The sequence below is a fragment of the Cellulomonas sp. P5_E12 genome (assembly GCF_054049315.1).
On the sequence record NZ_JBFUMP010000001.1, the window covers coordinates 252,282 to 265,897 of the forward strand.

General features: G+C 74.7%; 10 protein-coding genes. 7 read left to right on the top strand and 3 right to left on the bottom strand.

Annotation, left to right across the window (positions count from 1 at the left end; translation table 11 throughout):
• Positions 1-12 precede the first annotated feature (12 nt).
• From ACXJKA_RS01110 to ACXJKA_RS01130, 5 genes are read left to right on the top strand one after another with little or no spacing between them, the layout of a single operon-like run.
• Entirely contained in the window at positions 13-1,122 is a 1,110-nt protein-coding gene (locus tag ACXJKA_RS01110; protein ID WP_456823311.1) for an LLM class flavin-dependent oxidoreductase, read from the top strand.
• Positions 1,119-2,150: an LLM class flavin-dependent oxidoreductase gene (locus tag ACXJKA_RS01115; protein ID WP_456823312.1), complete on the top strand. Its 1,032-nt coding sequence runs from the start codon at positions 1,119-1,121 to the stop codon at positions 2,148-2,150. Before ACXJKA_RS01110 ends, ACXJKA_RS01115 begins: the two co-directional genes overlap by 4 nt.
• Positions 2,147-3,541 (top strand): NtaA/DmoA family FMN-dependent monooxygenase, encoded by a 1,395-nt coding sequence (locus ACXJKA_RS01120; protein WP_456823313.1) that lies wholly within the window; start codon positions 2,147-2,149, stop codon positions 3,539-3,541. The genes ACXJKA_RS01115 and ACXJKA_RS01120 overlap by 4 nt, the downstream gene beginning before the upstream one ends.
• Positions 3,538-4,590, top strand: coding sequence for an oxidoreductase (locus tag ACXJKA_RS01125; RefSeq protein ID WP_456823314.1), 1,053 nt, complete (start codon positions 3,538-3,540; stop codon positions 4,588-4,590). Before ACXJKA_RS01120 ends, ACXJKA_RS01125 begins: the two co-directional genes overlap by 4 nt.
• Entirely contained in the window at positions 4,587-6,023 is a 1,437-nt protein-coding gene (locus tag ACXJKA_RS01130) for an MFS transporter (protein WP_456823315.1), read from the top strand. Before ACXJKA_RS01125 ends, ACXJKA_RS01130 begins: the two co-directional genes overlap by 4 nt.
• On the opposite strand, the gene ACXJKA_RS01135 is transcribed toward ACXJKA_RS01130, so the two are convergent.
• Positions 6,020-7,051, bottom strand: a complete 1,032-nt coding sequence (locus ACXJKA_RS01135; RefSeq protein WP_456823316.1) for an LLM class flavin-dependent oxidoreductase — start codon at positions 7,049-7,051, stop codon at positions 6,020-6,022. The two genes, ACXJKA_RS01130 and ACXJKA_RS01135, sit on opposite strands and share 4 nt — an antisense overlap.
• 224 nt (positions 7,052-7,275) lie before the next feature.
• On the opposite strand from ACXJKA_RS01135, the gene ACXJKA_RS01140 reads away from it, so the two are divergent.
• Positions 7,276-8,487 carry an LLM class flavin-dependent oxidoreductase gene (locus ACXJKA_RS01140; RefSeq protein WP_456823317.1) on the top strand — a complete coding sequence of 404 codons (1,212 nt, stop codon included), beginning with the start codon at positions 7,276-7,278 and terminating at the stop codon, positions 8,485-8,487.
• 15 nt (positions 8,488-8,502) lie between these two features.
• Positions 8,503-9,864, top strand: a complete 1,362-nt coding sequence (locus ACXJKA_RS01145) for an NtaA/DmoA family FMN-dependent monooxygenase (RefSeq protein ID WP_456823318.1) — start codon at positions 8,503-8,505, stop codon at positions 9,862-9,864.
• A gap of 45 nt (positions 9,865-9,909) precedes the next feature.
• Here ACXJKA_RS01145 and ACXJKA_RS01150 read toward each other — a convergent pair whose 3' ends face one another.
• On the bottom strand, positions 9,910-12,945 hold the full coding sequence (locus ACXJKA_RS01150) for a hypothetical protein (RefSeq protein ID WP_456823319.1): 3,036 nt from the start codon (positions 12,943-12,945) through the stop codon (positions 9,910-9,912).
• A gap of 42 nt (positions 12,946-12,987) precedes the next feature.
• Positions 12,988-13,584 carry a GNAT family N-acetyltransferase gene (locus ACXJKA_RS01155; protein ID WP_456823320.1) on the bottom strand — a complete coding sequence of 199 codons (597 nt, stop codon included), beginning with the start codon at positions 13,582-13,584 and terminating at the stop codon, positions 12,988-12,990.
• Between the last annotated feature and the right edge of the window lie 32 nt (positions 13,585-13,616).

Sequence of the window (13,616 nt, forward strand, 5' to 3'; positions counted from 1 at the left end):
GGAAGGCCCACCATGCCCGTCGAGTTCCTCGGCATCGCGACCACCAGCGACGCCTCCGAGACCACAGCCCCCACCACCCGACCGGTCGACCTCGGCTACCTCGAGCGCATCGTCCGCGCGCACCAGGACAACGGCTGGACGCGCGTGCTGTTCGCCTACGGCTCGAGCGGCCTGGAGCCCTCCGCGCTGGCCGGCTACCTCGCGGGGCGGCTCGACACCATCGAGCTGCTGCTCGCCCACCGCCCGAACGTCTCGTACCCCACGTTCGCCGCCAAGACGTTCGCGACGCTCGACCAGGTGTCCCAGGGACGCCTGTCGGTCCACTTCATCACCGGCGGCAGCGACCACGAGCAGGCGCGCGAGGGCGACCGGCTGACCAAGGACCAGCGGTACGCGCGCACCCGCGAGTACATCCAGATCGTCAAGCAGGCCTGGACCAGCGCCGAGCCGTTCGACCACCACGGCGAGTTCTACGACTTCGACGACTTCGTCCTGGACGCCAAGCCGTTCGAGGGACGCAGCCCGACGATCTCGTTCGGCGGGTCCTCCGAGGCCGCCTACCGCGTGGGCGCCGCCGAGGCCGACATCTTCGCCGTCTGGGGCGAGCCCCTGGCCAGCACCGCCGAGCAGATCGCGCGGATCCACGCCGAGGCCGCGGCGGCCGGTCGGACAACGCCGCCGCGCATCCACGCGGCGTTCCGGCCGATCATCGCGCCCACCGAGGAGCTGGCCTGGGAGAAGGCGCACCGCGTCCTCGACCGCATCGAGGCGCGCAAGGCCGCGGCGGGGGAGGCGCTGGCGCGATGGCGTCCCGCCGGTGCCCCCGAGAACGCGGGGTCGCAGCGGCTCCTCGAGATCGCGGAGCAGGGCGAGCGGTTCGACACCGCGCTGTGGACCGCGACGGCCAAGGCGACCGGCGGCGCGGGCAACTCGAACGCCCTGGTGGGCACGCCCGAGACCGTCGCGCAGGCGCTCCTCGCGTACTACGACCTCGGCGTGCGGATCATCTCGGCGCGGGGCTACGACCTGCTCGACGACGCCATCGACTTCGGGCGGTACGTCATCCCGATCGTGAAGGACGAGGTGGCCAAGCGGGACCGCGAGCTGGGCGCCACGGCATGACGGCCACCCTGCCGGCAGCGGTGGGCATCGAGCTCGACGGKGACGGCGCGCACCCGGCCGCGTGGCGGGCCGCGCACCACGCCCCGGACGAGCTGCTCGCGCCCGCGCGGCTCGCACGCGTCGCGGTCGCGGCGGAGGAGGCCGGGTTCTCGTTCGCGACCCTCGCCGCGGCCCGGCCCGGGGACGGCTACCCGAACGTGCAGGGCCGGCTCGACCCGGTGGAGACCGCGGCCTACCTCGCCGCTGTCACCTCGCGGCTCGGCCTCGTCGTCGAGACCGCGGTCGTGGGCGCCGAGCCGTTCCACCTGGCCAACCGCCTCGCGAGCCTCGACTGGGCCGCGCAGGGTCGCGCGGGGTGGGCGGTGGCCGCAGCCGTGGCCGCCGACGCCGGCGAGGTGCGCGACGTGGTCGACGCCGTCCGCACGCTGTGGGACACCTGGGAGGACGGAGTCTTCCTCGCCGACGAGCAGACGGGCCGGTTCCTCGACCTCGACCGGTGGCACTACGCCGACTACCGCGGCGAGCACTTCTCGATCAAGGGACCGTCCATCACGCCGCGACCGCCGCAGGGCCACCTGCCGGTGCTCGGCCGGGGCACCGCGGCCGACGTGGTGCGCATCGGCGGCACCGACGTCGCGGACGCCGTGCGCGGCGCCGACGCCGCGCGGGCCGCCGGTGCGGTGCGCGTGCTGGTCGACGTCGAGGTGCTGCTCGACGCCGACCACCCGGCCAGCCGGCGGCTCGCCGCCCTGGACGCCTGGACGCCGTGGGCGCGCACCGATGCGCTGCGCGTCGTCGGCAGCCCCGACGCCCTGCGCGCGGTCCTGCGCGACCTCGAGGGCCACGTCGACGCGGTGCGCTTCGACCCGGCCGTGCTCGACGTCGACCTGCCGGTCCTCATCGACGTCCTCGCGCCGTGGACGTTCCCGCAGGGCGGCGCCCTGCGCGACGTGCTCGGCCTGCCCGCGGCCGCCAACCGGTTCACCGAGCGGCGTGCCCGCTCCCAGCAGGAAGGCGACGCCGCGTGAGCGAGTACGTCCGGCCCGACGCACGGATCCACCTCAACCTGTTCCAGCCGTTCGGCCCGGTCTACGAGTGGAACCGGACCCCGCGGCCGCAGGACTTCTACGAGTTCGAGCAGTACGCCACGCTCGTGCGGACCGCCGAGCGCGGCCTCTTCAGCGCGGTGTTCCTGGGCGAGAGCCTGCGGCTGCGCGAGCACCTGGGGCAGCTGAACGACATCGCCATCACGGGTCGCCCCGACGCGCTGACGCTGTTCTCCTACCTGTCGGCGCGCACGAGCCACATCGGCTTCGTCGCCACCCTCAACACCACGTACTCGGACCCCGTCGAGCTCGCCCGCCGGCTGGCCACGGTCGACCTGCTCAGCGGCGGTCGGGCGGGCTGGAACATCGTCACCACGCACAACGCGTGGACGGGGGAGAACTTCCGCCGCGGCGGCTACCTGGACGCGCGGGACCGCTACGCCAACGCCGAGGAGTACGTCGCCGCGGTGCAGGCGATCTGGGACGGCTTCGAGGCGGACGCGATCGCCGCGGACGCCGCGGGCCCGTCGTGGGCCGACGCGTCGGTCGCGTCGCCGGTGGTCCGCGGCGGACGGTTCCACGACCTCACCGCGCTCCCGTCGGTGCCGCGCAGCCCGCAGGGCCAGACGGTGTACTTCCAGGCCGGCGACTCGGACGAGGGTCGCGACTTCGCCGCCCGCCGCGCCGAGGGCGTGTTCACGCACCGGGTCGAGGAGCACGACGGCGTCGCCTTCACGGCCGACCTGCGACGACGCGCGCGCGAGCACGGGCGACCCGGGGACGACGTCTTGGTGTTCCCCGGGGCGTTCCTGGTCGTCGCCGAGACGGACGGCGAGGCGCAGGACAAGGCGCGGCACTACCGCGACTACCTGCTCAGCGACCGGCGCATCCGTCAGGCGGTCGAGGCCGTGTGGGGCCGCGACCTGACCGACGAGCTCGACGTCGACGGCGACCTGCCGGCCACCGGTCCGTCGGTGCCGGAGCAGACGGTGGCCAACGGCGTGGTGAACAGCGCGGACGACCCGGTGCGCAAGGCGCAGCAGTGGCGCGAGCTGGCCGCGGAGCGGGGGTTCACCGTCCGCCAGCTGGTGCACCACCTCACGGACGGTCCGCGGTTCGTCGGGTCGCCCGGCACCGTGGCCGACCGCCTCGCGCACCTGGTCCGGTCCGACGCGTTCGACGGGCTGAACGTCGCGCCCAACGCGTTCCCCGACGGCCTGGACGACGTCGTCGACCTGCTCGTGCCCGCCCTGCAGGACCGCGGCGTCTACCCCGCGGCGTACGCCGGGACGACGCTGCGCGAGAACCTGGGTCTGCCGGAGTCGGTCGGTCGGCGGGTGCCCGAGCGCGCTCTCCTCGAGCCCGCCCGGTGAGCGCGCTCTTCGAGCCGCTCACGCTGCGGGGGGTCGAGTTCCGCAACCGGCTGTGGGTCTCGCCGATGTGCCAGTACTCGGCGCGCGACGGGATCCCGCAGGACTGGCACGTGGTCCACCTCGGCGGCCTGGCGCGCGGCGGGTACGGGCTGGTCATGGCCGAGGCCACGGCCGTGTCGGCGGACGCCCGCATCACCACCGCCGACACCGGGCTGTGGGACGTCGCCCAGCGCGACGCGTGGGCGCGGATCGTGGACTTCGCGCACGACGTGGGCTCGCCGATCGGCATCCAGCTGTCGCACGCGGGCCGCAAGGCCTCGATCCCCGTCCCCTGGAGCGCGGACCCGCCCGCCCTGACCTGGMCGGCGCTGTCCGTCACGGCCGAGCCGCACCCCGGCTTCGCGGCGCCGCGCGAGGCGACGGCCGCCGACCTGCGGCGGATCGCCGACGACTTCGCGCGCAGCGCGCGGCTCGCCGTCGAGGCCGGGTTCGACGTCGTCGAGCTGCAGGCCGCGCACGGCTTCCTGCTGCACAGCTTCCTGTCGCCGCTCACCAACACCCGCACCGACCGCTACGGCGGGTCGGCACAGGCGCGCGCCGCGTTCCCGCTCGAGGTGGTCGAGCGGGTGCGGCGGGAGATCGGCGAGCACCCGCTGCTGGTGCGGGTGTCGTCGTCGGACTGGCTGCCCGACGGCCTGCACGTATCGGACGTCGCCGGCTTCGCGGGCCTCCTCGCGGGCGCCGGCGTGGATCTCGTCGACGTCTCCACCGCCGGCCTGCTGCCGGCCCACGTGCCGCACGCTCCCGGCTACCTGGTCCCCGACGGCGCGCACGTCCGGGCGGCGAGCGCCGCCGCGGTGGGCGTGGTCGGGCTCATCACCGACGCCCGGCAGGCCGACCAGATCGTCGCCTCCGGCGCCGCGGACGTCGTGTTCGTCGGGCGCGCGGCCCTGCGTGACCCGCAGTTCGGGCTGCGCGCGGCCCACCAGCTCGAGGTGGCCGACCGGGCGGGCGCCTGGGTCCCGCAGATCGTCCGTGGTGCCTGGTGACCGAACGACAGACCAGGCTCGCGCTCGTCTGCTGCCTCGGCGCGGGCTTCGCCACCCTCCTCGACTCCGTGGTGCTGAGCTTCGCCGTGCCGAGCATGACCGCGGCGCTCGGGGCGAGCACCGCGCAGGTCCAGTGGCTGCTCGCGTCGTACTCCCTGACGTTCGGCCTCGGGCTCGTCCCCGGCGGGCGGCTCGGGGACGCCTACGGTCGCCGCTGGCTCTTCGTCGCCGGCCTGATCGTCTTCGTGGTGGGCGGGTTCACCGCTGCCGGTGCGGGCGACGTGTGGTGGGTCGTCGCCGGGCGCGTGATCCAGGGGTTCGGCGCCGGCCTGATCAGCGCGCAGGTGCTCGGGATCATCCAGGACCTCTTCGCCGGCCCCCGACGGGTGCGGGCGCTCGCGGCCTACACCAGCGCGGGCGCGGCCGCCGCGCTGGTGGGGCCGCTGGCGGCGGCGACGATGCTCACGCTCCTGCCGCCCGAGTGGGCGTGGCGGGGGGTGCTGCTGCTCAACATCCCGTTCGCGGTCGCCACGCTCGTGCTCGCGCTGCGGTACGTGCCCGCTGCGCCCCGGGGTCCGCGCCGGCTCGACCTCGACGTGCCCGGCGTCGTCCTGCTCGGTGCCCTGGCCGTCCTGGTCACGCTGCCCGTCATCGACCCCGGCGCCCACTCGGTCGCGCTGGTGGCGGTGGCCGTCGCCGTGCCGGTGATCGTGCTCGTGCTGGCGGTCTGGGAGCGGCGGTACGCGCGCCGGGGGAAGGTCCCGCTGTTCGCGCCCGCGCTGGTCCGGCAGCCCGGCTTCCTCGCGGGCAACGGGGTCGCGCTGCTGTGGTTCGGGTCGGTGCTGGCGCACGGCACCGTGCTGACGCTCTACCTGATCCAGGGCACCGGCCTGCCGAGCCTCGCGGTCGCGCTCGTCCTCGTGCCGTCGGCCTTGAGCAGGGTCGTCGCGTCGTCGGTGGCCGCGCGCGTCTTCAGCCGGCGCGGCACCCGTGCGATCCCCCTGTCGCTGCTGGTGCAGGCCGCCGGCATCGTCGCCCTCGCCGCGGTGGCCGGGGGCGGCGTGCACGGCGGTGCGTTCGTCGCCGCGGTCGCTGCCCTCGAGGTTGTGCTCGGCTTCGCCAGCGGGCTGCTCGAGCCGCCGCTGCGGGCCGTCACGCTCGGGTTCGCACCCGCCGGGTTCCACGGCGTGGCGGCGTCGTTCCTGCAGCTGACCCAGCGCCTGTCGGCCACGTTCTGCGTCGCCGTGGCCTCGGGCCTGCTCTTCCGGGGAGCCGACGCGGTGCTCACGCCCCGGTCGTTCGTCGTTGCGCTCCTGTTCTGCGCCGTCCTGCTGGTGCTCGCCGCCGGGCTCGCCGCGACGCCGTGGCTGCACGCCACGCCGCCGGCGGCACGTCCGGTGGAGGCCCCCCGACCGCTGGAGCAGGTCGGCTAGACCCCCACGGTCGACGGGACCGCCGCGCTCCAGCCCAGGCGCGGCGCCACCAGGGTCACGGTGTCGTGCAGGATCTGCTCGTAGTCGGCGGCCGTGAACTCGTACGGCAGCTCGAGCCGCAGCTCGTCCACCTCGGCCACCGCGGCGTCCGCGTGGAGCCGCTCGACGATCTCGTCGCTGGTTCCCACCAGGTCGGGGGCGAAGAGAGTGCGACGCGGGCCGGCGGGCGCGAGGGTGCGCTCGTGCCGGCTGCGCGCGTACTCGCGGTAGCGCTCGCGGGTGGCCCGGTCCGCGCCGTCGGTCGGAACGATCACGCGGCCGAGCGCGACCCGCGGGGCGTGGGCGCCCGACCACGAGGCGCGGAACGCGGCGAGGTTGGCGCGCTGGGCCGTGACGAAGTCGTCGGTGTCCTCGCCCGCGACGATGTTCCCGGTCAGCAGGTGCAGCCCGCGCTCGCCCGCCCAGACCGAGGAGCGCCGCGACGCGGCGCCGTACCAGAGCCGGTCCACCAGGCCCGGGCTGTGCGGCTGCAGGCGCGGGCGCTGCACGTTGCCGGGTGAGTGGATGCGGGTGTCCTCGTCGCCGAGGTACGTGCCGCGCAGACCGTCGGCCAGTCGCTCGATGCGGGCGTGGGAGAAGTCGACGTCGCGCCAGTCGCCGTCGAACACCTTCTCGGCCAGCAGCTCGGCGTGCGGCGGCGTCCCGGCGCTGAAGCCGGCCTGCAGACGGCCGCGGGACAGCACGTCGACGGTCGCCAGGTCCTCGCCCAGGCGGAACGGGCTCTCGTACCCGATCGGGATCACGGCGGTGCCCAGCTCGATCGTGGTGGTGCGCTGCGTGGCGGCGGCGAGGAACGTGGCCGCCGACGAGACGCCGTGCTCGAGGTGGCGCTGCCGGATCCAGGCGCCCCGGTACCCCAGCTGCTCGCCGTACGCGAAGAGGGCGAGCGTCGACTCCAGACCGTCGTAGGGGTCGTCGTCGGCGAAGTTGCCCGGCGTGAGGAACGCGAGCGAGCGGATCGAGGGCACGGCGGGTCTCCTGACGGTGGGCGGACTGCGGAGAGTAGGAACCGGTCGGGCCCGGGTCAACGACTCCGCCGGTCGTCCCGGATCGCGAGAACGGGTCGTCCGACCGCCGCCGATCCACCATGCGAGACGACGGCGGACAAGGCTTGGCACGGGGCTCGGCGGACCTATCGTCACCGCCGTCTCAGGGCCCGCGAGGGCCACCCCGATGTCGCGAGGAGTGCTCCATGGCGAGCGACCGTGCCCACCACCCCATCGTCGCCGTCGCGCTCGAGGGCGCCGGCTGGCACCCGGCCGCCTGGCGCGAGGACGCCGCCCGCCCCGAGGCGCTCACCGACGGCGCGTACTGGGTCGACCTCACGCGTCGCGCCGAGGCCGGCGTGGTCGACCTCGTGACGTTCGAGGACAGGTTCGGCGTCCCCGCCGACCCCCGCGACGACCCCGCGGGCGAGCGCACCGACCGGGTGCGTGTGCGGCTGGACGCCGAGCTCGTCGCGGCACGGGTCGCGCCCGCGACGCAGCACGTCGGCCTGGTCCCGGTGGTCACGACCATCCACACCGAGCCGTTCCACGTCGCCAAGGCGCTCGCCACGCTCGACCACACGAGCCGCGGCCGCGCGGGCTGGCAGGTGCGGGTCTCGGGCCTGACCGACGAGACGTCGCTGACCGGGCGGCGTGACTTCCCGACGCTGACGCTCGAGGACTACCTGGCCGGCCGCGGGAACGAGTTCATCAGCGAGCGGTTCGACGAGGCCGCAGCGGTCGTGGACACCGTCCGCGCGCTGTGGGACAGCTGGGAGGACGACGCCGAGATCCGCGACGTCGAGACCCGCCGCTTCATCGACGTCGACAAGGTGCACCGCGTCGACGTCGAGACGCCGTGGTTCTCGGTGCGCGGCCCCTCGATCACGCCGCGCCCGCCCCAGGGGCAGCCGGTGGTGACTGCCCTGGCGCACGCGACCGTCCCGTACGAGCTCGCCGCGCGCTCGGCCGACGTCGTGTTCGTGACACCGCACGACGACTCCTCGGCGGCGTCGATCCTCGCCGAGGTCCGTGCCGCGCAGGCGACCGTCGGGCGCACCGGGGAGCCGCTGCGCGTCGTGGCTGACCTCGCGGTCGTGCTGGACGCCGGCGGCGAGACGGGTGCGCAGCGGCTGGCCCGCCTCGACTCCCGCGCCGGGGGCTGGGCCACCGACGCGCGCATCGTCACCGGCTCCGCCACCGAGGTGGCCGACCTGGTCGAGGCCTGGACCTCGCTCGGGTACGACGGCGTGCGCTTCCGACCGGCCGTCCTGCCGGACGACCTCGACGCGCTGGTGGCCGACCTGCTGCCCGAGCTGCGCCGCCGCGGCCTGGCCCGCACCGCGTACGACGCACCCACCCTGCGCGGCCTGCTGGGCCTGCCGACGCAGGTCCCCAACCGTTTCGCCACCGTCTGAGAGGGAGTGAGAGCGATGAGCAAGCCCCAGAAGCAGATCATCTTCGGCGCCTACCTGGGCGGCGTGAACCACCACACGCTGTGGCACCTGCCGGAGTCCGGCAGCCAGATCGACTTCTCGTCGTTCGAGCACACCGCACGCACGGCCGAGCGCGGGAAGTTCGACTTCTTCTTCCTCGCCGAGGGCCTGGCGCTGCGCGAGCGCGACGGGAAGGTGTTCGACCAGGACATCATCGGCCGCCCCGACACGTTCACGGTGCTCGCCTCGATCGCGGCCGTCACCGAGCACCTCGGTCTGGCGGGCACGATCAACGCCACCTTCAACGAGCCGTACGAGCTGGCCCGCCAGCTGGCCAGCCTGGACCACCTCTCGGGTGGCCGGGCCGCGTGGAACGTGGTCACCAGCTTCGACGCGTTCACGGGCGCGAACTTCCGCCGGGGCGGCTTCCTCGACCGCTCGCAGCGGTACGAGCGGGCGGCCGAGACCGTCGCGGTCGTCCGTGAGCTGTGGGACTCGTGGGCCGCCGACGACCTGGTCATCGACAAGGCCGCGGGCATCTTCGCCCGGTCCGGTGCCGGCGAGTTCGCGCACAGCGGGTCGCAGTTCGACGTGTCGGGGCGGTTCGGTGTGCCGCGCTCGCCGCAGGGGCACCCGGTGATCCTGCAGGCCGGCGTCTCGCCGCAGGGGCGCGACTTCGCGGCGGCGAACTCGGACGCGATCTTCTCCCCGTACGGCCGGTTCGAGGAGGCCCGGGAGTACTACGAGGACATCAAGGCCCGCGCTGCCGGGTTCGGGCGCAACCCCGACGACCTCAAGATCCTGCCCAGCGCGTCGTTCGTCCTCGGGGCGACGGCGGCCGAGGCGCAGGAGAAGGCCCGGTGGGTGCAGGAGGAGCAGGTCACCGGCCGCACCGCGCAGATCCTGCTCGAGCAGATCTGGAACCGCGACCTGTCCGGCTACGACCCGGACGGGCCGCTGCCGGACGTCGAGCCCGCGCTCGACGCCCCCTCGTTCATCGCCGGCCGCGCGCTCACGCACGCCGACCGTCCCGCCACCGTGGCGCGCCTGCGCGCCCAGGCGGAGGCGAACGGCTGGTCGCTGCGCCAGACCGTGGTCGAGGAGTTCACGCGTGGCAGCTTCGTCGGCACGCCCACCCAGGTGGCGGACGCGCTCGACGACTTCGTGCAGAACGACGGCTCGGACGGGTTCGTCATCGGCTCGCACCTGGTCCCGACCGGCCTCGACGAGTTCGTCGACGACGTCGTCCCGCTGCTGCAGGAGCGCGGCTCGCTGCGCACCGAGTACACGGGCACGACGCTGCGCGACAACCTCGGCCTGCCCGTGCCCGCCGCCGCGCTGGTGACCGCGGGGGTCTGAGCCGTTCGCCGCGGACCACCGGTTCGGGTGGTCCGCGGCGCTCGGTCAGGGTGCCGACGTCCGAGCGGGACGCCGCGCGAGCAGCGCGGGCACCGCGCCGACGGCCGCCACGACGAGGCCGACGACGGCGAGCGCGGCGGGGAGCTCGGGCGGGATGCCGAGGTAGACGGTGATGCCGAGGATCCGGCTGAGCCCCCACGGCAGCAGCGCCATCTGGTCGTTCCACACGGTCAGGGCCTGCTCGAGCCCGATGATCGCCACGCCGCCGGCCATCACCGCCAGCGTGAGACCCCCGGCGACGGCGGTCGCGCCGACGGCTCGGCCGGACCCCAGCCCGTAGACGCGGCGGAGCACCACGGCCACCACGACGAAAAGCCACGCGAACGCCGCGAACGCCACGGTGATGTAGGCGGTCCGCGAGCCGGGGTCGGTCCAGAAGCCGAACCAGTAGCGCCCCGGCCCGCGGATGGCGAGCGCGACGAGCAGGACCACCGTCCGCAGCAGGACCACGCCGCCGAGGGCCGCCCAGAGGTGGAACGCGTCGCGCCGGCCCACGACGAGGCGCAGGACGAGCGCCAGCACGAGCCAGGCGCCGAGGGTCACGACGAGGTGGGCGGGCGCGGCGAACCAGGTGTAGACGCACCGGCTCACCACGAGCACGAGCGCCGGCACTGCCCACACGACGATTCGGTCCGTCCGGGCAGTCGCCGCTGGCACCGCGGCCAGCCGCCACGGGCGGGTGGCGGCCACGAACATCGCCCGCAGGGCCGCCGCCCCTGGCACGCGCAGCACGCGCTGCCCCCACCCGGAGCCGAGCAGGAGCAGAAGCAGGACGCCGACCAGCAGGGCGCGCGCCGACCACGCCATGGCCGGGTCCCGGTCTGCCCGGGCGCTGCCGAGGTCGGCGGCCGTGAAGCTGTACGCCGGCAGGTCCACGTTCCCGGCGTAGCGCGCGAGGTGCTCGTCGCGCGCCGCGCGGTACTCCCGCTCCGCCTGCCGCCACTGGTCGTAGGCCGTCGCGCTGCCGGTGTCGAGCCACTGCACGTGCCGCAGCACGGTCGCGCGGTACGCCGAGAGCGTGCCCAGCAGGTCGGTCTCGTAGTCGAGCGCGCCGACGAACGACTCGTAGAGCTCGGGGGAGCGCCACGTTCCCGGGGCGGTCGCTGCCACCCGGTCCCGCATGCCCGCGGCGACGTCGGCCGCGGCGGGTCCGTCGGCGATCGCGGACTCCAGGTCGTCGCGGCTCACCGCGTAGATGCTGTCGAGCGCCGCGGAGTCGCCCGTGACGATGTCCCACTCGAAGATCCACATCATCGGCGGCGGCTCGAGGCCCAGCGCCTTGACGCTCTGCTCGGCAAACGGCCGGATGTACAGGCCGCGGGTGATCGCCTCGCGCGATCGTGCGAGGGCGTCGGTGAGGGTCGCGGCGGTGGCCGGGTCGTCCGAGAGCGTCTGCCGGACCCAGTCGGCGGTCACCTGCGTCGGTGCCGCGTCGGGGTCCCAGGCCAGCCGCGCGGCCCCGTAGGTGTTGAGGTCGTACATCTGCCAGAAGCCGGTCCGCAGGTACAGCGTCATCGGCCCCGCGCGCAGCGGACCGCCGTCCTGCGTCCAGTTCCAGATGCCCTCGACGTGCGGGTTCGCGGCGAGGAACTGCTGGAGCGCCTGGCCCTCCTCGGCCACGAGGTCGTTCGGCAGGGCGCCGAACCCCTCGAACTCGCGACGAGCCTGGAACTCGACGATGCGGCGCTGCGTGCCCGTCGCCAGGGTGGGGTTGAGCGGCAGGTGACTGTAGAAGTCGCCCATCGTGTACTTGGTGGACACGATCAGGTGCGGGTCGTCGATGCCGCCGAGCACCGTCTCGTACGAGGCCGGGTTGGTGTGCAGGTCGCCCACGGCGCCGACCCCGACCGTCCACGTGCGGAAGATGATCTCGCGGTCGTGCGCCGCCGCCGTCTCCAGCAGGGCGTGCAGCATGGCCCGCACCGACGTCTCGGAGGTCACCGCGAGCTTCGACGAGTAGTCCCAGCCGGCCTGGTAGACCGATCCGCCCTCGCCGATGCGCACCATGAGTCCGTCGACGAACGGCATGCTGTCGAACAGCTCGGACAGGCCCGCCTGGTACACCGACCACAGCGCGGGGTCGTCGACGGCCAGGCCGCCCACGGTCCGCTCGAGGTAGGCCTCGAGCGGCGGCGAGACGGCGAGCATGTCCGTGAGCAGGTAGACGTGCATGCCCAGGTCCGCGGCGTACTGGAACACCGGCCCGAAGGCCGCGACCATCGCCTGCGCGCGGGCCACGTGCGGGTCGCCCTCGGGGTAGACCTGGTGCCCGTCGCCCACGCCGCTGAACGTCACGTACTCGAGGAAGCCCGGCACGACCACGCCGTTGTAGCCCTGCCGGAGCGCGTGCTGGACCAGCTGGCGGAACTGCGCGTCGATGCGCGCGACCGCGTCCTGGTCCACCCACGGCGCCTCGGGCAGCACGGCGCCCGCGACGACGTCGGTGTTCAGCGAGTAGTCGGTCCCCGCGGCGAACGCGGCGGGGTCGGCCTCGCGGCCCACCGAGCCGGAGTCGGTGAGCCGGAGCCCGAGCCGCGGCTCCTGCGTCGTGCCGTCGGCCACGAGCGCGGCGCCCGACCGGATCCTGTCCGCCACGGAGTACAGGCCCGCGGMGGCTCCCTCCGGTCCGGCCGCCTGCAGCTCGTACCGCCCGTCCACGCCCTGGCTCAGCCGGAAGGCCTCGGGCGAGTCGGCGAAGGCGGGCACGAGGCGCACGGCCAGGTCGGCGCCCTCCGTCGCGCTCGTGCCGACCGTCGGCGCGGGCGCCCCACGCTCGGTCAGGGCATCCGCGACGGCCGCGGCGGCCAGCTCGACCCGCTCGCTGGCCGGGACGTCGATCCGGGCGATCGAGGGCACGGGGACGACGGACGCGACGTCCACGGCGGACGAGACGGCCGGCGGGGTGTCGGCGGGCTCGTGGCGCAGGCCGAGCGCCTCCCCGACGCCCAGGGCCACGGCGAAGCCGAGCGCGAGGAGGACCAGGGCGGCGACCAGGGACGGCCAGGCACGGGAGCGGGACACCGGCGAAGTGTAGAGACGCCGCCTGGGCGCGACCGACCGGCGTCACACGTGTGGCGTACGGCTGCGCTGGTCCCGCCACTCGTCGGCGAGCAGCGCGTACGCCATCCCGTCGAGCCAGCCCCGGCTGCGGTGCAGCGAGTCCCGGACGCTGTGCTCCTCGCGGCGCATGCCGAGCCGCTCCATCAGGCGCCACGACGGCTCGTTGTCGGCGAAGCAGTAGGCCCGCACCCGCCGCAGCCCGAGGTCCTCGAAGCAGATCCGCAGCAGCTCGGCGACGGACTCCGTGGCATAGCCGCGGCCGCCGAGCTCGGGGTCGAGCACCCAGCCGAGGATCGCCTGCTGCTGCCGAACACGGTCCTCGTCGTCGGCGCTCTGCGCCCAGGCGTCCTCGAGGTGCAGGGTCAGGTCGCCGACCACGCGTCCGTCGAGCTCGATCACGAGCAGCCCGGAGAGGCGGTCGGGATCGAGGAGGCGCGCGACGTAGGGGTCGCGGTCGCCGACGTCGTGGCTCAGCCAGTCGTCGACCCCCGGGCGCCGACGAACCCGCCAGACCGCGTCGAGGTCGTCGGGGGTCGCCGGTCGCAGCGCGAGGCGAGCGGTCCGCACGGGCCAAGCGACGGCGCGGAGGTCCTGGGTCACGGGGCCAGTGTCATCGACGGCGGCCCTGTCGA